Origin of the sequence: Granulicoccus phenolivorans DSM 17626 = NBRC 107789 = JCM 15570, assembly GCF_000423085.1 — a bacterium.
Classification (GTDB): domain Bacteria; phylum Actinomycetota; class Actinomycetes; order Propionibacteriales; family Propionibacteriaceae; genus Granulicoccus; species Granulicoccus phenolivorans.
This window is the reverse complement of the sequence record NZ_AUHH01000040.1, coordinates 14,467-35,265: the sequence shown is the minus strand read 5'-3', so window position 1 is coordinate 35,265 and position 20,799 is coordinate 14,467. Positions and strand designations below refer to the sequence as shown.

General features: G+C 68.4%; 18 protein-coding genes and 2 tRNA genes. 14 read left to right on the top strand and 6 right to left on the bottom strand.

Annotated features, from left to right (window positions below; translation table 11 throughout):
* The first annotated feature begins 295 nt into the window (after positions 1-295).
* The gene (locus G531_RS22960) at positions 296-994 is read left to right on the top strand and encodes an AfsR/SARP family transcriptional regulator (RefSeq protein WP_035759155.1); all 699 of its coding nucleotides are present in this window, start codon (positions 296-298) and stop codon (positions 992-994) included.
* 112 nt (positions 995-1,106) lie between these two features.
* On the opposite strand, the gene G531_RS24790 is transcribed toward G531_RS22960, so the two are convergent.
* Positions 1,107-1,808: a winged helix-turn-helix transcriptional regulator gene (locus G531_RS24790; protein WP_051215551.1), complete on the bottom strand. Its 702-nt coding sequence runs from the start codon at positions 1,806-1,808 to the stop codon at positions 1,107-1,109.
* Positions 1,809-1,880: 72 nt separating this feature from the next.
* On the opposite strand from G531_RS24790, the gene G531_RS22950 reads away from it, so the two are divergent.
* The gene (locus G531_RS22950) at positions 1,881-2,690 is read left to right on the top strand and encodes an alpha/beta fold hydrolase (protein WP_051215550.1); all 810 of its coding nucleotides are present in this window, start codon (positions 1,881-1,883) and stop codon (positions 2,688-2,690) included.
* 13 nt (positions 2,691-2,703) lie between these two features.
* On the opposite strand, the gene G531_RS22945 is transcribed toward G531_RS22950, so the two are convergent.
* Complete coding sequence (locus G531_RS22945) at positions 2,704-4,893, bottom strand: glycosyltransferase family 2 protein (protein ID WP_051215549.1); 2,190 nt, start codon at positions 4,891-4,893, stop codon at positions 2,704-2,706.
* A 387-nt stretch (positions 4,894-5,280) separates the two neighbouring features.
* Between G531_RS22945 and G531_RS25795 the strand changes: the two genes are divergently transcribed.
* Entirely contained in the window at positions 5,281-5,670 is a 390-nt protein-coding gene (locus G531_RS25795; RefSeq protein WP_145978612.1) for a hypothetical protein, read from the top strand.
* Positions 5,671-5,773: 103 nt separating this feature from the next.
* Here G531_RS25795 and G531_RS0114795 read toward each other — a convergent pair whose 3' ends face one another.
* Positions 5,774-6,430 (bottom strand): DUF4352 domain-containing protein, encoded by a 657-nt coding sequence (locus G531_RS0114795; RefSeq protein ID WP_026927844.1) that lies wholly within the window; start codon positions 6,428-6,430, stop codon positions 5,774-5,776.
* A 354-nt stretch (positions 6,431-6,784) separates the two neighbouring features.
* Between G531_RS0114795 and G531_RS25790 the strand changes: the two genes are divergently transcribed.
* Positions 6,785-7,183, top strand: a complete 399-nt coding sequence (locus G531_RS25790) for a hypothetical protein (RefSeq protein ID WP_145978613.1) — start codon at positions 6,785-6,787, stop codon at positions 7,181-7,183.
* A gap of 350 nt (positions 7,184-7,533) precedes the next feature.
* Here the strand turns inward: G531_RS25790 and G531_RS0114785 are convergent.
* A tRNA-Lys gene (locus G531_RS0114785) sits at positions 7,534-7,607 on the bottom strand.
* 50 nt (positions 7,608-7,657) lie between these two features.
* Between G531_RS0114785 and G531_RS0114780 the strand changes: the two genes are divergently transcribed.
* From G531_RS0114780 to G531_RS0114770, 3 genes are read left to right on the top strand one after another with little or no spacing between them, the layout of a single operon-like run.
* Complete coding sequence (locus G531_RS0114780) at positions 7,658-8,338, top strand: hypothetical protein (protein WP_026927842.1); 681 nt, start codon at positions 7,658-7,660, stop codon at positions 8,336-8,338.
* The gene (locus G531_RS0114775; RefSeq protein ID WP_035759153.1) at positions 8,335-8,739 is read left to right on the top strand and encodes a YidH family protein; all 405 of its coding nucleotides are present in this window, start codon (positions 8,335-8,337) and stop codon (positions 8,737-8,739) included. The genes G531_RS0114780 and G531_RS0114775 overlap by 4 nt, the downstream gene beginning before the upstream one ends.
* A 9-nt stretch (positions 8,740-8,748) precedes the next feature.
* A complete protein-coding gene (locus tag G531_RS0114770; protein ID WP_026927840.1) occupies positions 8,749-9,072 on the top strand; it encodes a YidH family protein in 324 nt (107 codons plus the stop codon).
* Positions 9,073-9,164: 92 nt separating this feature from the next.
* Here G531_RS0114770 and G531_RS0114765 read toward each other — a convergent pair whose 3' ends face one another.
* Positions 9,165-9,518 (bottom strand): metallopeptidase family protein, encoded by a 354-nt coding sequence (locus G531_RS0114765; RefSeq protein ID WP_035759152.1) that lies wholly within the window; start codon positions 9,516-9,518, stop codon positions 9,165-9,167.
* 211 nt (positions 9,519-9,729) lie between these two features.
* On the opposite strand from G531_RS0114765, the gene G531_RS0114760 reads away from it, so the two are divergent.
* The 5 genes from G531_RS0114760 (at position 9,730) to G531_RS22925 (ending at position 17,685) form a co-directional block, all read left to right on the top strand.
* Entirely contained in the window at positions 9,730-11,154 is a 1,425-nt protein-coding gene (locus G531_RS0114760; protein ID WP_026927838.1) for an SH3 domain-containing protein, read from the top strand.
* Positions 11,155-11,453: 299 nt separating this feature from the next.
* Positions 11,454-12,884, top strand: coding sequence for an alpha/beta fold hydrolase (locus G531_RS25305; RefSeq protein WP_081684160.1), 1,431 nt, complete (start codon positions 11,454-11,456; stop codon positions 12,882-12,884).
* 71 nt (positions 12,885-12,955) lie between these two features.
* Positions 12,956-13,028 (top strand) — tRNA-Glu (locus G531_RS0114750).
* A 393-nt stretch (positions 13,029-13,421) separates the two neighbouring features.
* Positions 13,422-15,038: an NlpC/P60 family protein gene (locus G531_RS26495; protein ID WP_081684159.1), complete on the top strand. Its 1,617-nt coding sequence runs from the start codon at positions 13,422-13,424 to the stop codon at positions 15,036-15,038.
* A 208-nt stretch (positions 15,039-15,246) separates the two neighbouring features.
* Entirely contained in the window at positions 15,247-17,685 is a 2,439-nt protein-coding gene (locus G531_RS22925; protein ID WP_051215547.1) for a nitric-oxide reductase large subunit, read from the top strand.
* 36 nt (positions 17,686-17,721) lie between these two features.
* Here the strand turns inward: G531_RS22925 and G531_RS0114730 are convergent, their stop codons facing one another.
* Positions 17,722-18,816, bottom strand: a complete 1,095-nt coding sequence (locus G531_RS0114730) for a TIGR03364 family FAD-dependent oxidoreductase (RefSeq protein WP_035759151.1) — start codon at positions 18,814-18,816, stop codon at positions 17,722-17,724.
* Positions 18,817-18,890: 74 nt separating this feature from the next.
* On the opposite strand from G531_RS0114730, the gene G531_RS0114725 reads away from it, so the two are divergent.
* Positions 18,891-19,574: a phosphonatase-like hydrolase gene (locus tag G531_RS0114725; protein ID WP_026927836.1), complete on the top strand. Its 684-nt coding sequence runs from the start codon at positions 18,891-18,893 to the stop codon at positions 19,572-19,574.
* Between the two features lie 263 nt (positions 19,575-19,837).
* Positions 19,838-20,776: a phosphate/phosphite/phosphonate ABC transporter substrate-binding protein gene (locus G531_RS0114720; protein ID WP_026927835.1), complete on the top strand. Its 939-nt coding sequence runs from the start codon at positions 19,838-19,840 to the stop codon at positions 20,774-20,776.
* Positions 20,777-20,799 lie beyond the last annotated feature (23 nt).

The window sequence follows — 20,799 nt, the reverse complement described above, 5'->3', positions numbered from 1 at the left end:
CAGTACACCAAGGCGGCCGTTTACCGACGTAGCAGCGAGCCGGACCGTAATGTCCCGGGCCGGTACGCCTCCCGTCGGGCTACCGTCCGGTCGGCCGCCTCCGGAGTGCTGAGATCGTCGGCCGTGCGTCCGTCCGGGCGGACCCGGTTGTCCCCCGATTGCACGCGTTGACAGCCTCGTCAGGCCGGGGAAAACTTGAAATCAAGAGAGCATCGCAAGCACGTGGTCGCCGAGCGCCGCGTCCTCCCACCTTCGCTGATCCGGCGGCGCACTTGGATTCTTTGGAGAAACCGAGATGACTTCCTTCGTCAGAGCACGGCGGCGTATTGCGGTCCTCGGCTGCCTCACCGTTCATGCGGAGGCTCCGATTCCACAGCCCGGACGTCGTCTGTTGGCGTTCCTGGCGGTGCATGAGACTCCGGTCACGCGGGGTCAGGCCGCCGGGCGACTGTGGCCCGACCTCCCGGAAGCGCAGGCCCGGACCAATCTGCGCCGGGCCCTGTGGCACGTGCCCGAGCGGTGGATCATCGCCATGGACGGCGAACTGATCCTGGACGCGACCGTGGACCTGACCGCTGCCCGGGCCGCCGCTGCTCGGGGACTGCGCGGCAGCGAGCTGGGCCTCCGGGAAATCCTGGCGCTGTCCAACGACCTCCTGCCGAGCTGGGACGAGGAGTGGCTCCGCGGGTTCCAGGAGAGTTTCCGGATCCTGCGGGTGCAGGGGTTGGAGGCGGCCTGTCGCACGATGGCCGCCGAGCGGCAGTATCGCTATGCCGTCCTGGCCGGTTCCGCGGCGGTGGAGGCCGACCCCTTGTGTGAGTCGGCGGTCAGCGCCCTGATCGACGCCCATCTGGGGCAGGGCAATCGCCACGCGGCAATGCTCTGTTACCGGAACCTGGCCCGAGCACTCGAGCACGAACTGGGAGTCGGGCCGGATCCCCAACTGGCCGCTCGGATCGCCGAGCGGGTACCCCATGACGTGACCGCACCCTGATCCCGCCGAGGTGGGCGGTTCCGCTCCTGCCGGCCGTCGTGCCCACGGGCCGGCGACCGCAAGCGTAAGAAACGGTGCAGCAGATTTTCGCCGGGGCCAGTCAGCGGCAGTTTCACCCGGGTCCAGCGGAGTCTGCTGCACCATTTCCGACGGTCCCGGCGTACGCCTCGATCAGCCGGGCCACCTCCGTGGGGTCGCCGGTGATCTCCATGGCGTCGGGCGCGGCGTCCTCGTAGAGCACCCGGGCCCAGGCCGAGGAGTCCCCGCGTACGCCCGCCCGCGCCCGGTCGGGTTCGGTGCTGCGCTCGATGACGAGCCGATCGGCCCACCGCAGCCGGTAGGCGTACCACACGGCGGCCGGCCCCGAACGCGCGTCGGCGAACTCCAGCTCCAGCTCCAGTGGCGGATCCATCGTCCTCGCCGGGGCCATCGTCAGCATCGACTGCACCATGGCATCCGGCGTCAGCCCACCCCCGGCGTCCGCGCGGAGCGGCGAGCGCACCGCCCATCGCCCCAGGGCCTGGAAGATCGGCTGCAGTTCGCGCGCCCACGGCGTGCACTCGTACGCCGTGGCGCGCGCCGGTGCGGGCAGGGTCACCCGCCGCACCAGGCCGGATCCCTCGAGTTGCCGCAACCGGGCCGTGAGCACCGCCGGAGTTATCCCCCACAGCGCCGCCGCCAACTCGCTGAACCGTTTGGGTCCCAGCATCAGCTCGCGCAGGACCGGATAGCTCCACCGGTCCCCGAGCAGTTCCACCGCATGGGCGGTGGCGCAGGCATCCCCGTGCGAGGCGTAGGTGCGCTTGATCGGCATAGCGCCAGCCTAGACTATTGAAAACATATCTATTACTCTTTTAAACATAGCTCAACTCAACGAGGAGTCCCCATGAGCACTGCGTCCGACACCATCGAGACCACCGGCGTCGCGACCTCCGCCGACGGCACCCCGATCGCCTGGACCCGGTTGGGTGCCGGCCCGGATCTGGTGATGATTCATTGCGTGGGCGTGTCGCGAGCGACCACGATGCAACCCACCCTGCCCGGCGCGCTCGCGGAGCATTTCACCGTGTGGACCTACGACCGGCGCGGCAAGGGCGAGAGCGGAGACACCGAGCCCTATGACGTGCAGCGCGAGGTGGAGGACCTGATCGCAGTCCTCGAGATGGCCGCTGGCCCGGTGACGGTGTACGGGTTCTCCTCCGGCGCGACCCTGGCGCTGATCGCCGCCGCTGCCGGGGCGCCGATCGCCCGGCTCACCGTGTTGGAGCCGCCGTTGTTCGACGATCCCGATCCGGATCGGGCCCTCCTCGCCGAGGGGCGGCGTCGCCTGGCCGCGGGGCCCGCGGAACTGCACCGCTGGTTCAACGTCGAGGTGGTCGGGGTCCCCGAGGAGGTCATGGCCCAGTTGCCGCCGGTAAGCGAGGAGATCCTGCGCGACGCGCCCTCGCTGCTGCACGAGTTGGAGTTCTTGCCGGGCACCCCGGCCCGTCGGTTCGCGTCGGTGCGGCAGCCGGCGCTGTTCATCGCCTCCGAGACGACCGATCCCGCCATCATTCGCTGGGGTCGCGAGCTCGCGGAGGCGTTGCCGCACGGGGAGTCGGTGGTGGTCCCCGGCGAATGGCATGGGGTCGACGATGCCACCCTGACCCGGCTGATCACCGGGGCGGCCGGGGTCGCCCGGACCGATCCGGCCTGATTCGCGACCGGGGTCAGCCGGCGAGTTGCGGGGTGGCCGGGGCGGGCTCCACGGCCTTGGCCTTGCGCCCGGGTGCGGTGAGGGCCTGGCGTACGCCCATCGTGACGTCCTGGAATCCGTCCCGGACACCGACGAACACCACGGTGCCGGCCAGGGCCAGCAGGACGCCGGCGACGGCGAAGCAGCCGCCCAGCACATAGCCCAGCAGGAAGGCGCGGACGGCCACCAGCCCGAGCGCCCCCGCCAACAGGTACGGCAGCAGCACGAACACGGCGGGAGCGGCGACCCGATCGGCGATCTTGGGGGTGCGGGCGAACGGGATCTTGCGCCCGGTGATCCCCTGTTGGACCGATTTCAGGACCCCGGCCAGATTGACCGGCAGCAGCACCATGTTCAGTGCCTGGACGCGGATCACATCCAGCGCGCGGTGCCCCACCCGGCGCAGGTCCGACGCCTGGGCGATCAGGAAGGGCGCTGCGGTCAGGAACAGGTACGGGCTCAGCAACTCCCCGACCATCGGCACCAGCATCAGCAGCGGCGCCGCCACCCCGGTCCAGGCGATCGACCCCAGGTAATCCATCCGCAGGGCGATCTCCCCGACCCGGATGCGCTCCCGGCGCGCCCAGCGTCCTCGCAGCACGTCGACGATCTTGGGCATGATGATCAGCCCGCCGTTGGCCCAGCGCCGCCGCTGGACGACGAGGGATCCGAAGTCGGGCGGAGTGGCGCTGTAGCTGAGGCGCTCGGGGTAGTTGATCAGGCTCCACCCGCGGGCAGCCAGGTCCATGCTGGATTCGGTGTCCTCGATGACCGTGCGGTCCTGGATGTAGGTATGCACCTCGAAGCCCCGCTCCAGGCTGACCTGCTCGATGTCGGTGAGTGCCGCGCGGCGGATGATGGCGTTCGCCCCGACCCAGAAGGTGGCGCCGAAGTAGGTCTTGCCCAGGTGGTGCAGGTGCTGCAGGTCAGTCGTCGCGCCGGCGACCCGCTCCAGTCGGCTGGGTGCGCCCGGGAAGGAGCAGTAGGGGGTCTGGATCACCGCGACCCGCTCGTTGCCGGGCCGAGTGAGTTCGTGCACCAGGCGCAGACAGTAGTCCCGCACCAGCAGGGAATCCGCATCCAGGGTCAGCACGTAGTCGGCGTCCGGAATCACCAGGTCGGCCCGGGCCGGGTCCTCGGCGGGAACCAGCACGTCACCGGCGTCCCCACTCTCGATCGACCACGCCCGACCCATCAAGGACAGGTAGGAGTTGAGGTTCATCGCCTTGTTCGCCTCCTGGGAGAGGGACACGTAGCGCTTGCGTTCGAAGAGGTCCAGATCGGCGGAGAAGATCCGGACCAGCCGTTGGTGCGCGGCGAGCAGCGTCGCCCGGTCGGGGAGGTCGTCATCGGCGGCGCGTCCCCGCAGCAGGTCGGCATCGTGGATGAGGTCGTCGGCCAGCCCGACGAAGACCTGATCGACCAGGAACGCGTCGGCGTGGTCCTCGACCGGCTGTTGCCGGGCAAGTTCGCCGAGCCACAGGCCCGCTCGTTCGTACGCCCCGGCCAGCGCGAAGAGCTGATTCCGGGTGACCACGGAGTCGCCTGCGGCGAGGAAATCTTCGAGCACCTGGGTACTGAATCGATGGGGCTCCGCCAGCGTGGCCGCGATCCGGCCGGGCAACTCCCGGGTGAGATCCAGCTTGGCCCGCACCTCCGGGTCCGTGGGAAAGGGCTTGTCGTCGATGAGCAGGACCACGCGCAGGGAGGGGAACTCCTGGAGCACCGCCGACCACAGGGTGGCGCTCACCACCCGGGGCTCCTCGGCGTAGGAGGGCACCAGGACGGTCATCGACGACGAATCTTCGGCGAAGGCGGCCAACAATTCACCCCGGCTGAGCCGGCGGTGCCGACGCAGCCGGACCAGGGCGCCGGCCCGGCCGACCAGGTACATCGCCGAGGAAAACGACAATGCGGTGGCAGCCACCAGCATGACCACCAGCCAGAGCACGGTATCCACCGCGATGGTCGACACAGCGTGGCGGCGTACGGTGTCGAGCACGAACCACAACCAGAGGGCTACCGTGAGCACGGGGGCAGCCACCCCCACCACCAGGCTGAGGCGCGACGGGGCGGCATGGGCGAAGGTGGGGTAATCGGAGCGATGCGGCGCCGGTCGACTCTCCGGCAGCGGCGTGACGGCACGCTTGGGCACATACGACATGAGGCATGCCACCTTCTGGACCCGACGGCCCGTTCGAAAAACTGGACGAACGGCTCCGTTGCCGGGAGGTGGTACCTCCGCCCAAAAGCTAGCAGCGAACCGCACAAAAAACTGACTCACGGAAGATGAAAAACAGGTAAACTCCGCGAGATGCTGCCTTGTTGGATTACACTTTCCACCCCCTCCAAGGTCTGAACTCCGGCAACCGCCTCCCTCACATAGACCACTTCGCGCGAAAGTTTGCATAGTTCCAATTCCGCAAAACCTCATTTGCTCAGCAAATCTCTTCCGCAGAAATCAGTAGCCGAAATGTTTGTCGAAGTGTGTACTTGATCTGGTGGGAGTATTCAACTCCAACCCCATCAGGCATCCAGAAAGGGATGTGCCATGAACACGAGACTTCTGAAGTTGGGTGCGGCCATTGGGGGACTTGCCCTGGCCGTAACAATGACTGGAGCAGGCGCAGCTTCTGCCGCAACAAAGGGCCAAGGAGCATCCGTCCAGCACGATCCGTACGGCGGCGGCATGTACTGCATATTTGCAGACCAGAACGGCTTCTTGTGGAAGATGATCGACTGCGACGCCCATATCGTCACGACCCCCAAGGGCAGGATAAATGAGACCGTGACGGGCACCCTGGCCCCCTGGGTGACAGCTCCCACGACGACGGTACGGTTCCGTTCCGGACAACTGTGCGACCGCATCTCCGGCGCCCGCACCATGCTCTCCGGGTCCCTCAGCCCGTCCGGCCACTTCACCGCCAAGTGCACCAACTGACCGACTGCGACCCCAGTCCGGCCGACCGGCCGGCCGGACCGAACGAGAGACCACAGCGGTCGGGTCGGGGCGTCAACGACACCCCGACCCGACCCGGGGACGATCAGGACTTCAGATCGATCTCAACTGCGGGGCCGAACAGGCCGCTGTTGAACTTCAAGGTGAAGTCCTTGGCCTGCTCGGGGGTGGCGAACAGCACCTGGCCGTCAGTCGACAGCTTCGGGTTGATCTGCTTCAGAAACAGATTCTTCTCCGAGTCCAGGTACATGATGTTGTCGGAGTCGGTCGAGTACTCCGTACCGTCGGCCTCGACCAGCTTCAGATCACTGCTGGTGATCGTGGCCTGCTTCTGACCGTTGTTCTTGATCGTGACGTCGACCACGACCCAGTTGCCGGACTTGTTGCCGAGCGCGCTCTTCAACTGGGTGGTGGTGGAGACCTTGTTGACGGTGATCTCCAGATCACCGGCGGCCACCGGGGTGCCCACGCCCGGGAGGCCGGCCGGCGCCTGTTCGGCCGGCGCCTCCTGGCCCGAGGTGGCCGTTGCCTGCGGGGCCTGGGATTCGGCCGGCTGCGAGGCGGTGGTCGAGTTGCCACCCTTGGGGCTGGCGATCGCGATCACGACGATGACCGCGATCGCCCAGAACCACCAGCGCTTCCACAGCGGCTTCTTCACCTTGGCGGGCGGCTGGGTGGGGGCGCCCGCCGGGTAGCCGGGACCCTGCATCGGCTGGCCGGGGCCCTGCGTCGGGACAGACATGATGTTCTCCTTCTCCGTTCGGTCGCACCCTGCAACCGCGTACCAAGAACGCTATGGACGCCCTCTGACAAAAAGTTCACCGAATCGACGACACGCCCCCTGACGGTGACTCACCTCACAGGTTGTCGTGATAGCGCAGTCATCCGTGTCCCGACGTATGGGGAAGTATCGAATGACCACTTTGCGCGATGGAGGGAATACCTGTGGAACTCAGCCGCAAACAGGAAGTTGTAGTACCGAAGGGGGACAGATATATTTTCCAGAAAGGGCTAGCCGAATATCTGACCCACGGTGTTCACTTGTAACAGGTGAGGCAGACGTCACACTGCATCAGACATCCGAAGGAGATGTGCGATGAACAAGAAAGCGATGAAGTTGGGTGCGGCAATCGGTGGGCTCGCCCTGGCGGTCACGATGGCCGGAGCAGGTGCAGCATTTGCGGCTCCCGGCAACGGGCAAGGGGCCACGGTTCAGCATGATGCCTACGGAGCGATCATGTGCAATTTCCTTGATGAATCGGGAACCTTTTGGCCCATCACCGACTGTCACGTCAACATCGTCATGACGCCCAGCGGCAAGGTGAACGAGACCATCTCGGGGACCTTGGCACCCTCCATCACCCCACCCACGCGGGCCATGCGGGGCAGCACCGCCACCACCGGGGAGCTGTGCGACCCGAACTCCGGCGCAGTGAACCTCGACTCCGCGACCCTCACCCCCTCCGGCAACTTCAGCGCCAAGTGCTCGGACTAGCCACCGGCACGCGCGCCTTCGTCGTTGACTTCGCCACCGTCTCAGTCGACACCGACTGTGCCGGCCCTCCGAAGATTTCCAAGGGCGAAGGCGACGCCTGATCTGCACCGAGTGCCCGTCACCGAGTGACGGGCACTCGTTCAATTTTCACAACTTTTCATCTCTCGGACATTTGGTTCACGAATAGCGATTGATCCACTACCGAATCCGGCGCCCGAGCCTGCGCCGGGAAATGCGCTGCCTTTGCGACGCAAATTGTCTGCCGCCGAGGATCTGAGGCCGCGCGGGGAGCCGCCGGGCACTGCGGCACTCCACCGGCACTGCCGGAACCTGGCCGAGGTGAGTTCGAGTACCCCCAGTGGGACTCGAACCCACGACCCGCGGATTAAAAGTCCGCTGCTCTAACCAACTGAGCTATAGGGGCATCGAACAGGTTACCCGACGCGATGCCCCACTCATGGCACGCTTGGGTTCATGGAGCCGTGGCAGATCGGACTGGTCGTCGTCTCGATGCTGATCGTGGGCGCGATCGTGTTCGGCGTGGTGTGGGACCGCAACAAGAACGCCGCCCGCGAGCGCGAGCTGACCGCCCCACCCAAGCGCGACATTCCGGGTTTCCACCCCGAACAGGTCGTCCCGGCGTACCTCTCCGAACTCGAGGCGGCCCGGCCGCGCGAGGATGCCCCCGCCACCGAACTCGCCGACCCCGAACGGGACCGGCTGCGCTCCCGCATCGCGGAGTCCCCGCCGGTGGCCGCCGGCTGGCTGGCGCCGGAGTTCATCACCGATCCGCCCACCCGCTGGGCGGTGCTGCCGAACGCCCGGGTGATGGTGTGCGATGAGCCCGTGACCACGATCCGCGAGCTGATGCCCGTACTGGAGCGAACCGCCATGTCCGACCACACCCTGGTGATCATCGCCCCGGGATTTCTCGAGGAGGTGGCCAAGACCCTGGCCGTCAATCACCTGCAACACACCCTGCCCGTGCTGGCCATCGGCTCCGACTCCCCCGACGTACGCCGCCGCGTCCACGAACTGACCGGGGCCGAGGTCATCGACCGACGCGACCTGCAGGCCGGCTGGATCCCCGAGGAGCGACTCGGCCACGCCACCACCTGGGTCTCCGACGCCCAGCAGAGCTGGGTGCTGCGATGACCGATGCGTCCGCGACCCCGCCCGAAGAGGAAGCCACACCGCACCGGTTTCCCAAATCGGTGTACGGCGTCGGATCCGAGCCCGACCCCCGCTTCTCGCTGGCGAACGAACGCACCTTTCTGGCCTGGATCCGCACCGGACTGGGCTTCCTCACCGCCGGCGTCGGCGTGGCCGCACTGCACAACTACCTGCCGAACCTGGCCGTCGAGGCCCAACTGATCGCGGTCGTGCTGGTGCTCACCGGCGTCGTGGTCGGCCTGGTGGCCTACCGGCGCTGGGCGACCCAGGAGCGGGCGATGCGCTTGAACCGCCCGCTGAGCGGTTCGCTGATGATGCCGGTGTACTCCCTGGTCCTGGTCGTGGTCGCCCTGATCGCGGTGACCATTCTGATCCGCAGCTAGGCCCGACCGATGAGCCACGACCGCGTATGGGACCGGGGTCTGCAGCCGGAGCGGACCTTCCTGGCCTGGCAGCGAACCAACCTGTCCCTGCTGGCCGCCACGCTGGTGATCGCCCGGCTGGTCAGCCTGCATGACCTCCTGTTCGGCGCCGTCATCGCCGGCGTCGGACTGCTGATCGTCAGCGCCATCACGGTCCGCACCCAGCGCCGCTACCGCCGGGTCCATCGGGTGTTGCACGCCGGCGACGCGCTCCCGGGCGGACGGGCGAATCTGGCCATGACCGGGATGTTGCTGCTGGCCGGCATCGGCGCCCTGGCGTACACGCTGCTGTGAAACTCTCACCGGCGGTTTGCGGCAACCCTCACGTGCAACTTGAGGCAAGTCGGTGATCAATCCGTGATCTGCCCGCGGCGGTACTCAGCTTCTCAGCCATACCCCAATTCATGCAGGCGGTGATCGGAGATCCCGAAGTGATGCGCGATCTCGTGGACGACGGTGACGTGCACCTCCTCGACCACCTGCCAGAGCGTGTCGCAGATCGACAGGATCGGTTTCCGGAAGATCCGAATGCGGTCCGGGAGCACCATCGAGTAGTTCGTATCCCGCTCTGTCAAGGGAATTCCCTCGTAGAGACCGAGCAGGTGGGGGTCTCCGCCCGGCGCGGTGTCCTCTACTTCGATGACCACGTTGACCATCAGTTCGAACAGCTCGTCCGGAATCTCGTCCAGGGCGTCGTCGACGAGCTCCTCGAAATGGGCGCGGCTGATCTCGATGGCCATGGCTGGAATCTACCGCCGACCCCGAAATCACAGACCTGTAGTTCTTTGGTCACACACGGCGTGTCGCGTTGCGCATGTGGCAAACAGGGTTTGCCGAGTCACCTGAGACTCTCTTAATGTCCTGAGCAGCCTGAGGTGGAAGTGAGTCGGGTCGGGTGACCGACCGGGGAAGCGATTCACTTCCACCCGGTCCGCACCGAGGGAGGAACCCGTGAACGCACTGCGTCGCATCAGGACCACCGCCGCGTTCGGCAGTTCGATCGCCGTCGTGGCGGTCACCGCCGCGATCGGTGGCGTGGTCGTCGCCGACAACGCCTTCGCCGACCCGTTCAGCGTCACCGCCAACGGTGGACTGAACGTACGCTCCGGCCCCGGCTCGACCTACCGCGTGCTCGGCACGGTCGGCACCGGCGCCAAGGTCGACTCGACCGGCGCCGCGCAGAACGGCTGGATCCCGATCACCTACCAGGGCCAGCAGGGTTGGGTCTCCCAGCAGTACCTGAAGGCCGACGGCTCGGGCGCACTGCAGGTCACTGCCGGGCGTACCTTCGCCACCACCGCAGTGAACGTACGCAGCGGCGCCAGCCTGAACGATTCGGTGATCGCGGTGATCCAGGCCGGCACCGAGGTGCAGCCCACCGGTGTCTCCAGCAACGGCTACACCCAGATCAACTACAACGGCCAGCGCCGCTGGGTCTCCAGCCAGTACGTGAGCCAGCCCGGCCCGGCGGAGGATCCGCTGCCCAGCGGCCTGACCTACACCGGCACCGCGACAGCCACCGCCGACCTGATGATCCGCAGCGGCTCCGGCGCTGACGCGCAGGACGTCCGCAGCGTCCCGGCCGGCTACGAGCTCCAGCTGACCGGCGTCACCGAGAACGGCCGCAGCCAGGTCGTCTTCGACCACGAGCTGCGCTGGGTGACCAGTCAGTATCTGTCCACCACGACCTCGGTCAATCCGCCGGAGCAGACCGCCCCGAAGACCACCACCAAGTACGCCACGGTGGCCCTCGACATCCGGTCCACCTCCGCGGACAACTACACCCGGATCACCGAGGTCCCCGCCGGCAGCGCCCTCGAGGTGACCGGCCGGGAGGAGAACGGTCGCGCCGAGATCATCTACTCCGGCGCCAGCCGCTGGGTGACCGCGAAATACCTGAGCGACACCCAACCGAGCGCCGGCACCGGCAGCACCAGCGGCGGGGGCAGCAATAGCGGCGGGGGCAGCACCGGCGGCAGCGCCGGCGGGGACTCCGCGCCGGGCGGCTCGGGCTGGGTGAACACCCCGACCTCGTCCGGCCTGTCCGGACTCACCGCGACCTCCAAGGTGTTGCTGGGTGACCTGCAGCGCCAGTTCCCGAAGGTCAACACCTGGTACGGCGTACGCCCGGACTCGCTCCCGGACCACCCGTCGGGCCGGGCGATCGACGCCATGGTCTACAAGGACTCGGCCACCGGTCAGGCGTTGGCCGAGTGGGTGAAGGCGAATGCGGCGAAGTACAACGTGGAATACGTGATCTGGAACCAGCACATCTGGTCGGTGGCCCGCTCCAGCGAGGGCTGGCGGTTCATGGCCGACCGGGGCTCGGACACTGCCAATCACAAGGACCACGTGCACATCACGGTCAAGAACTGACCGCACATCACCCGCAGGCCCCTTCGGTTACCCGGCCATTTGACCGTTTCGATGCGATCAAACTCAGAGCACCTCAGTCAGAGCGCATTTGAACCCTGTTCAATCGGGATTGAGAACATCGATACGGACAACTCGGCAGCGTGACCGCTCGCGGACCAGGACCACTTCGTCCGCACGTCCCGCCACCACCGCATCAGCATGCCGGCACCGGTGGTCTCCAACAGGGAGGCATGGCAGTCCAACGCGCACGGAAAGCTGCAAGCGATTCGCGCCGCCGGGGCCGGGTTAGGGTCGGAGGCATGGACGCTCCGCTCATCCCGCCCGGCGCCGAGGTCCGCGGTGTGCCGACTCCGCGGGGGACGCTGGCCGCCCTCCACGCGGGTACCCCGGGAACCTCGACCACCCCCGTTCTACTGATCCACGGCGGCGGCTCGGACTCCTCCACCATCTCCTGGTATCACCTCTTCGCCCCGCTGGGTCCGGACCGTGAGGTGTGGGCGATCGACCTGCCGGGGTTCGGCGGCAGCATCGACGTGCCCCCGGTCGGTGGCCCCGAGGCGATGGCCGACCTGTTGGCCGCGGCCGCCCACCACCTCGGCATCGGCCCGGCCGTCGTGGTCGGGGTCTCGATGGGTGGCGACGTGGCCCTGCAACTCGCCCTCGACCACCCGGGGCTCGTCCGCGGGCTGGTCCTGATCAGTCCGGGCGGCCTGACGTCCCGGTTGGGCGGGCGGCTGGCCCACAGCGCAGTCTGGACGCTCACCCTGCTGCCGGATCGGGTCCTGGTCCCGCTGGCTCGATTCGCCAACCGATTTGCCGGCACCGCGATGAAATCCCTGGTGTCCGATCCGGCCACGCTGCCCGCCGCGGTCGTCGACGAGTTCGTCCGCCTCGCGCGTGATCCCCGGGGCAGCATGGGGTACGGGCGATACAACCAGGCCACGGTCGGCCGGCGGGGCATGCGCAACGACAAGACCCCCCTGCTGCACCGCATCGGCGTACCGACCCTGCTGTTCCACGGCCAGGCGGACCGGGCGGTGAACCCCGAACACTCCCGCCGCGCTGCCCAACGGCTGCCCGATGCCCGCCTGGTCGAGGTCCCCGACTGCGGACACTGGGGCCAACTCGACCGCCCCGACCTGTTCCTCGACCTGCTGCAGGATTTCCTCGGCGAGATCGACGGTACGCCGGCCCCCGCTCCCCGGGAACGATCCGGACCCGCACCATCAGCACCGGACACCGCGCCGCACACCCATGTCACTCCCGGGCCGGGCGAGTCGGCACCGTTTCACCTGACCACGCGGTGGTGGCTGGCGCAGCCGGCAGCCCGGGTCTGGGAGGTGTTCACCGACGTGGAGCAGTGGCCGCAGTGGTGGCCGGGAGTCGAGGAGGCCGTCATTCTGACCCGGGGCGACGAGCTCGGCGTCGGCACCGCGATAGCCCTGCGCGTCCACCGTCCGGTCCTGCCCGATCTGCGCCTGCAGCTGACGCTGACCCGGGCCCAGCCACCGCACCGGGCGCACGCGGAGGTCACCGGCGACCTGCGCGGCCACGGCGACTGGTCCGCCGTCGACGAGGCAGCCGGCTGCCGGATCGAGCTCGTCTGGTGCGTGGTCACCCGCAGCCGCCTCACCCGACTCCTGCGCCGCCCCTCCGGCTGGGCGCACCGCCGGGTGATGGACCGGGGACTCGCCGGGCTGCGGGCCCGGCTGGCCGCCGGGCCCGGCTGAGCGCGCCCACGAGTTGGGCAGCACGGGCCGGGTACGGTTATACTCGCCCTTGGCTCTGATTGCAGGGCTGGGTCCCCATCGTCTAGCGGCCTAGGACACCGCCCTTTCAAGGCGGCAGCGCGGGTTCGAATCCCGTTGGGGATGCAATAGCCCGGAGTGCGGTACGACGCGCTCCGGGCGTTCTCGTCTCACCGGCAGGCCACCCCGGGCACGCCCGGCGGGTACACACCGGGTACACAGGAGATTTCCGAGGGCCGCCCGCCGGGAACCCGGGCGATCGTTTCGTTCCGATTCGGGGTGTGAGATCGCACACCTGCGCGGTGCTCGGGTGGCGCTTCACCGCCGGGTCGGCGAGTCTGATGACACGCACAGGATCGCCCAGATTTCTTAGGGCCGAGACCCTCAATAGCACCGAGACAACCCGCGCCAAAGGGCTTTGTACCGTTCCGTTGTAATCGTTACCGGTTTGCAATTACTTCAGCCATGTCTCAGGATTATCCGCGGAACAGGTATACACACGCGAGGCGGGGGTTCCCGATGGGCTTGAAGAAGATGATCGGCGCGGTCGCGGCAGTCGCCGCCATCAGCGCCAGCATGTTGACGGCGGTGAGCCCGGCACAGGCAGCCCCGACGCCGACCCCTACCCCGACTCCGACCCCGACGGCCACCCCGAGCGGGTCTGCCGCCGCGAGCGCGTCCCCGACCCCGAGCGCCACTCCGACTCCGTCGGCCACGCCCAGCGCCACCCCGACGCCGACGCCCACCCCGAGCGCGACCCCGACGCCGACCCCCACCCCGAGTGCCACCCCGACCCCGATCCCCACCCCCACGGCCCAGGCGCAGGCTGCGCTGGAGCCGAAGGGCGCGATCGGCGCGCTGTACACCCAGCTGGGCGCCGCGCGGGTCGGCACCCCGGTCACCGCCGAGCGCTGCGGCCTCGCCGACGGCGGCTGCGTCCAGGACTTCACCAACGGCACCATCATGTGGACCAACGCCACCGGCGCCCAGTTCGTCACCGGCGCGATCAAGGGCCGCTACGCCGCCGAGGGCTGGGAGACCGGCCGCCTCGGCTACCCGGTCAGCGCCGAGCGCTGCGGGCTGACCGGCGGCGGCTGCGTCCAGGACTTCGCCGGCGGCACCGTCTTCTGGTCGCCCGGGCGGGACGCGTACACCGTCGCCGGCGCCATCAAGGGCGCGTACGCCAGCCGTGGCTGGGAGAACGGCGCCCTGGGCTACCCCGTGCAGAGCGAGCGCTGCGGGCTGGCCGGCGGCGGCTGTGTCCAGGACTTCACCGGCGGCACCGTGCTGTGGTCCCCCGGTAACGGCGCCTTCCCGGTCTGGGGCGCGATCGGCGCGACCTACGCCGCCCGCGGCTGGGAGAACGGCTCGCTGGGCTACCCGGTACAGGGCGAGCGCTGTGGCCTGGTCAACGGCGGCTGCGTCCAGGACTACACCGGCGGCACCATCTTCTTCGCCCCCGGCGTCGGCACCTACGCCGTGCAGGGCGCCATCCGCAGCGTGCTCGGCCAGGAAGGCTGGGAGGGCGGCCGACTCGGCTACCCGACCAAGCCCGAGCGGTGCAGCCTCAAGGAGGGCGGCTGCGTCCAGGACTTCGCCGGCGGCAGCGTCTTCTGGGCCCCCGGCATCGGCGCCTACCCGGTGTGGGGTGCGCTCGGCGTGATGTACGCCAACCAGGGCTGGGAGAACGGCGCCCTCGGCTTCCCGACCGGCAAGGAATGGGCCAAGGGCAACGGCTACGCACAGAACTTCGAGGGCGGCACCCTGGAGTGGAACACCCAGGACTGGCGCCGCAAGGCCGCGGTCGACTTCGCCTACGCCCAGCTCGGTGACGCCTACCAGATGGGCGGCAACGGCCCCGACGTGTGGGACTGCTCCGGCCTGACCAGCGCCGCGATGCGCGCCGCCGGGATCAGCGTCCCGCGTACCTCCCAGCAGCAGTACTACGCCGGCCGGAAGATCCCGCTCAGCGAACTGCAGCCCGGCGACCTGGTCGTCTACTACTCGGGCCTGTCGCACGTGGGCATCTACGTCGGCGGCGGCCAGGTGATCGACGCCTCCAACTACTCCAAGCCGGTCGCGGTGCGCCCGCTCAGCTGGGGCAACGACTCACCGCAGGGCATCACCTTCTTCTGAGCCGCGACACCTTCTGCAGCACCGACACCGGACGGACCCCGGGGGAACACTCCCCCGGGGTCCGTTGCGTTCTGCCACCCCACCCCGGTGCCCGCGCTGACAACGTGCGCACCCTCACAGCCGCCGACCGTGGACACCCGCGCACCCTCATGGAATATTAATCATCAGTCGTCCGTGCAAAATACCGTCTTCACAAGGAGTGAGGGTCATGGCGATCGATGTAGAACCTTCCGAATCAGCCCCGCCGAGCCGGGGTTCGGCGGCGCGGCGCAATCGGAGGTGGTGGATCGCGCTGATCGGTGTGGTGGTGTTCTCCTTCACCGTGCTGCTCTACATGGGCGATCAGATCCGCCAGCACAAACCGCCCTATCCGAGCAGCGTGGTCAGCACTGACGGGACCGAGATCATCTCCGAGGGCCAGATCCTGCACGGCCAACAGGTCTGGCAGTCCATCGGGGGCCAGCAGATCGGCTCGGTCTGGGGCCACGGGGCCTACGTGGCGCCGGACTGGACCGCGGACTGGCTGCATCGGGAGGCCGTCTTCATCCTCGATCGGTACGCCCAGCAGGAGGGCGCCGCCAGCTACACCGACCTCGTGCCGGAGCGGCAGGCCGCACTCAAGGAGCGGTTGAAGCAACTGCTGCGGACCAACACCTACGATCCGGCAACGGGTACGGTCACCCTGGATCCGCTGCGGGTGGAGGCCTGGCGGGCAAACTCCGCGCACTATGCCCAGATCTTCGCCGCCGGCCATGAGCCGTACGCCATCCCGGCCGGGACGCTGACCGATCCCGCCGCGATGCAGGCGATGAACGACTTCTTCTGGTGGAGCAGCTGGGCGGCCTCGACGAATGCGCCCGGGGAGCAGTGGACCTACACCCAGAACTGGCCACACGAACCGTTGATCGACAATGTGCCGACCACCCCGAACATCCTGTGGAGCATCATCAGCTTCATCCTGCTGCTGGGCGGCATCGCGGGCATGGTCTGGTATCACAACTACCACGCCGGCGAGGACGAGCGGCCCGAGAAGATCCCCGAGCGCGATCCGCTGCTCGGCTACCGCTCGACCCCGTCCCAGAAGGCCACGATCAAGTACTTCTACCTGGTCGGCTTCCTGTTCGTGCTGCAGATCGCGGTCGGGATCATCACCGCCCACTACGGCGTGGAAGGGGGCGCGCTGTACGGCATCCCGATCGACAAGATCCTGCCGTACTCGGTCACCCGCACCTGGCACACCGAACTCGGGGTGCTCTGGATCGCCACCGCCTGGCTCGCCACCGGCCTGTACGTGGCCCCGGCGGTCGGTGGGAAGGAACCGAAGTTCCAGCGGTTCGGGGTGAACTTCCTGTTCGTGGCCCTGGTGGTCGTGGTGCTCGGGGCGATGGCGGGCCAGTGGTTCTCGCTGACCGGTCGGATGACTCCCGGAGCGACCCTCACCTGGTGGTTCGGTACCACCGGCATGGAGTACCTCGACCTGGCCCGGTTCTGGCAGATCGGGCTGTTCGTCGGCCTGATGCTGTGGTTCGTGCTGATGGCCCGCGGCATGTGGCCGGCCTTGGCACGCTCCCGCCGCGGGGAGGGCAATGTCCCCACCGAGACGGCACCGCTGGCCGGCGGCGGGCAGCGGACGCTGATCGTGATGCTGCTGATGAGCTCGTTGGCGATCGCCGGCTTCTTCGGGGCGGCGTTCGGGATGGGCCACAACACGCATCTGTCGATCACCGAGTACTGGCGCTGGTGGGTGGTGCACCTGTGGGTGGAGGGCTTCTTCGAGGTCTTCGCGACCGTGGTGATCGCGTTCCTGTTTGCCCGGCTGAAGCTGATCCGGGCCTCCTCGGCGGCCACGGCCACGATCTCCTCGACCACGGTCTTCCTGCTCGGCGGCATCATCGGCACCGGCCACCACCTGTACTTCACCGGATCCAACGATGTGGTGATGGCCTGGAGCGCGGCGTTCAGTGCCCTGGAGGTCGTCCCGTTGGCCCTGGTCGGCTTCGAGGCCTTCCGGAATCTGCGGTTGCTGAAGGTGAGCACCTGGGCCGCGGGCTACAAGTGGGCGGTCTACTTCTTCGTCTCGGTGTCGTTCTGGAATATGCTGGGCGCCGGCATCTTCGGGTTCCTGATCAACCCGCCGATCTCGCTGTTCTTCGTGCAGGGGCTGAACCTGACCCCGCTGCACGGCCACACCGCCCTGTTCGGGGTGTACGGGATGCTCGGCATCGGCCTGATCCTGTTCTGCGTACGCAGCCTGATGCCGGGCCGGGAATGGCGGGAACTGCCGATCAAGATCGGGTTCTGGGGACTCAACATCGGCCTGCTGATGATGGCGCTGATCAGCCTGCTGCCGCTGGGGCTGGCCCAGGCGTGGGCCTCGATCAACGACGGCCTGTGGTGGGCGCGCAGCGCGGAGTTCCTCTCCACCCCGGCCTTGGACGTGCTGAAGTGGCTGCGTACGCCCGGCGACATCGTGTTCACCATCGGCGGGCTGTCGATCGGGGTGTTCATGGTCGGGCTGCTCACCGGGCACTCGCTGCGCAAGCACGGCGCCCGGCAGAAGCTCGGCTCGGTGTTCACCGAGGATCCCGCCGAGGTGGCCGAAGCCGAGGAGGCCTTGGCGTCCGAACCGGTCGATCGGCGCGACTGAGTCGCCCCCGGACCAGGGGCCGGCTGCGGCCGGGAGTCAGCCGACCAGCGGCTCCCGCGCAGCCAGCCCCAGCCCGATCGTCATCCCCAGCCCGGTGGTGACCGAACACACCTCGACCACCTCGTCGAGGCGCCGCCGCAGGTAGGGTCGCTCGGCCTTGGCGTACACCCCCTGCCAGCGCTCCAGCACCGGCGGCGCCACCCCGAGCACGTCACTGACATCGGCGCGGATCACCTCGTCGATCCGGGCCTCGGTGAACGGGTCGGCCGCTTCGGCGTACCGATGGGAATCCCCTACCAGCAACGTCCCGTCGGGCCGCTGGGTGAACATCACGTTGCAGTCGTAGGTGAGCAGGTCGGGCTGGTCGGCCGCCAGTTCCGCGCGTACGCCGGCCGCCGCCGTGGTCCGGGAGAAGGCGTCGTAGCGCAGCAGGGAGGACCCGGTGAGCACCGCCGGCCGCAGCCGGAATCCGGGGTCGGCCCAGCGTTGCATCTGCAGCAGGCAGCGGCGGATCCCGTGCTCGGCGGCGACGTCGGGATAGAGCTGGTCGAGGTCGAAGTTGGCGCAGATCACCACGCGACCGGCCGCGACCGGACCGCGGGAAGTCTGGATCCGGGTCCCGTCGTGGCCGAGATAGCTGGTGCCCCAGCGGATCTCGGCGCGGTCCTGGGCGGCGAACCACTGCCCGAGCATGGGGACGGCGGTGCGGGGATCGACCCGGATGTCGGCGGTCAGGGCCAGCCCGGCCAGGGCTCGACCCGATCCCCCGAGGGCGCGGTTGGTCTCCGCGGCATCGAGCAGCCGGACCCGGTCGCTGTTGCCGGCGACCTCCTCCAGGACGGCCAGCTGGGCGCGGGTGCGGGCGACCGCCAGCCCGCCGGACTCCTCGGCCCAGAAGCCGGCGCGGCCGGCCAGGGACAACCACCGCTCCCGGGCCACCGCCGCCAGGTCGGCCAGCTCATCCACCTGTCCGGTCACACAGACGTGGCCGAAGTTGCGTACCGAGGCGCCCACCGCGGCCCGGGTCCGGTCGATCACCAGTACCGAGGCGCCCGACTCCCACGCCGCGACAGCATGGCCCAGGCCGACGATTCCGGCTCCGACAACGACGACATCCCAGGTCTCGGTCACGGCCGCGAGTCTAGTCAGCCGCCTCGGTCGGGGGCGCCGGTGGCTCCCGGGTCGGCGCCCCTACGCTGAACCCCATGATCGGTTTGGTCACACTGGACATGGCAGGAACCACTATCGAAGAGGGCGGTCAGGTGTACGCCGCCCTGCAGCACGTCGTGGAGGAGGCCGGCGCCCCGGTCGCCCCGGCCGATCTGCGCACCCATCTGGGCACCGACAAGGCCACCGCGATCACCGCGCTGCTGCGCGCCGGTGGGGTGGAGCCGACCCCGGAGCTGGTGTCGGAGCGGTTCCACCGGTTCCGGGACCTGCTCGCCCGGGCGTACGCCGACCACCCGCCGCGGCCGATGCCCGGCGCGGAGGACGTGATCGCCGAACTGCGCGCCCGCTCGATCAAGGTTGCCCTGACCACCGGTTTCGACCGGGTGATCGTCGACCTGCTGCTGGGCGGACTCGGCTGGTCGACCGAGCCCGACGCGCGGCTGGTCCTGGATGCGGTGATCACCACCGACGACGTCGCCGCCGGCCGGCCCGCGCCCTACCTGATCTTCCACGCGATGGAGGCCACCGATGTCCGCGCGGTCGCCGGCACCGTCTCGGTCGGCGACACCGTGGCCGATCTGACCGCCGCGCGCTGCTCCGGGGGCATCGCCGTCGGGGTGTTGTCCGGGGCCGCCGGGCGCAGCGAATTGGCGCAGGCCGCGCCGGACCACCTGATCGATTCGGTCGCGGATCTGTTGACGCTGCCGATGTTCTCCTGACCGCGTTCTCCTGACCGGAATCCGTCTTCTCCTGAGCGGTTTCCACGTACTCCTGACCGGTTTTCCGCACGAGCGAACCGCGCTCTGCCGACCCGCCGGCACCCGCGACCCGGGCCCGGCTGGTCGGCGTCCCAATCCTTCCCCTGTGAGTCGACAGCAGTTAACTCGCCAGTAATCCGAGTGCACCACGGCAGGGATTATCTGATCTCTGGGACCCAACTGGCCCCCCGGACGCCCAGTTTCAGTTCTCCCAAGGAGTCCCCGTGTTCTCTCGCTCTTCGCTCGCTGCCGTCGCCGCGGTCGGGGCCACCGCCCTGCTGCTGTCCGCCTGCGGCTCCTCCGCCCAGTCCGCCCCGACCAGCAGCGCCAAGGACACCATCGTGTTCGCGGCGGTGCCCTCCGAGCAGTCCTCCAGCCTGCGCTCGCAGTACGAGAACGTCATCAAGGTGCTCGAGAAAGACACCGGCAAGAAGGTGGAGTTCCAGGACGCCACCAACTACGCCGCGGTCATCGAGGGGCAGCGCGCCGGCAAGATCGACATCGCCGGTTACGGTCCGTTCTCCTACAAGATCGCCAAGGACGGCGGGGTCCCGATCGAGCCGGTGTCCTCCGCGGTCAAGAACCCCGGAGACACCCCCGGCTACCACTCCACCGCATGGGTCCCGGCCGATTCCACGATCACCGATCTGAGCGGTTTCCGCGGCAAGAAGGTCTGCTTCGTCGACGCCGCCTCCACCTCGGGCTTCCTGTTCCCGTCCGCGGGCCTGCTCGAGGTCGGCATCGATCCCAACAAGGACGTCACCCAGGTCCTGGCCGGCAAGCACGACGCGTCGATGCTGTCGACCGCCAGCGGCCAGTGCGACGCCGGGTTCGCCCAGGACTCGATGGTTCCCGACCTGATCAAGAAGGGTCAGCTCAAGGAGGGCCAGCTGAAGCAGGTCTGGGAGTCCCCGCTGATCCCGGGCTCCCCGATCGCGATGAACACCACCACCCTGGATGCCGACACCCAGGCCAAGGTGCGTACCGCCCTGCAGGAGCACGCCAACGTGAAGTGGATGGTCAGCAACGGCATCTGCACCGATGAGGCCTCCTGCAAGATGCCCGAGGACAAGCCGTACTCGGTGAAGGTCGACGACAAGTTCTACGACCCGATCCGCCAGGTCTGCGACGCCACCCACGCCAAGGCCTGCAACGCCGCCTGATCCCAGGAATCGACAGCGCCCGG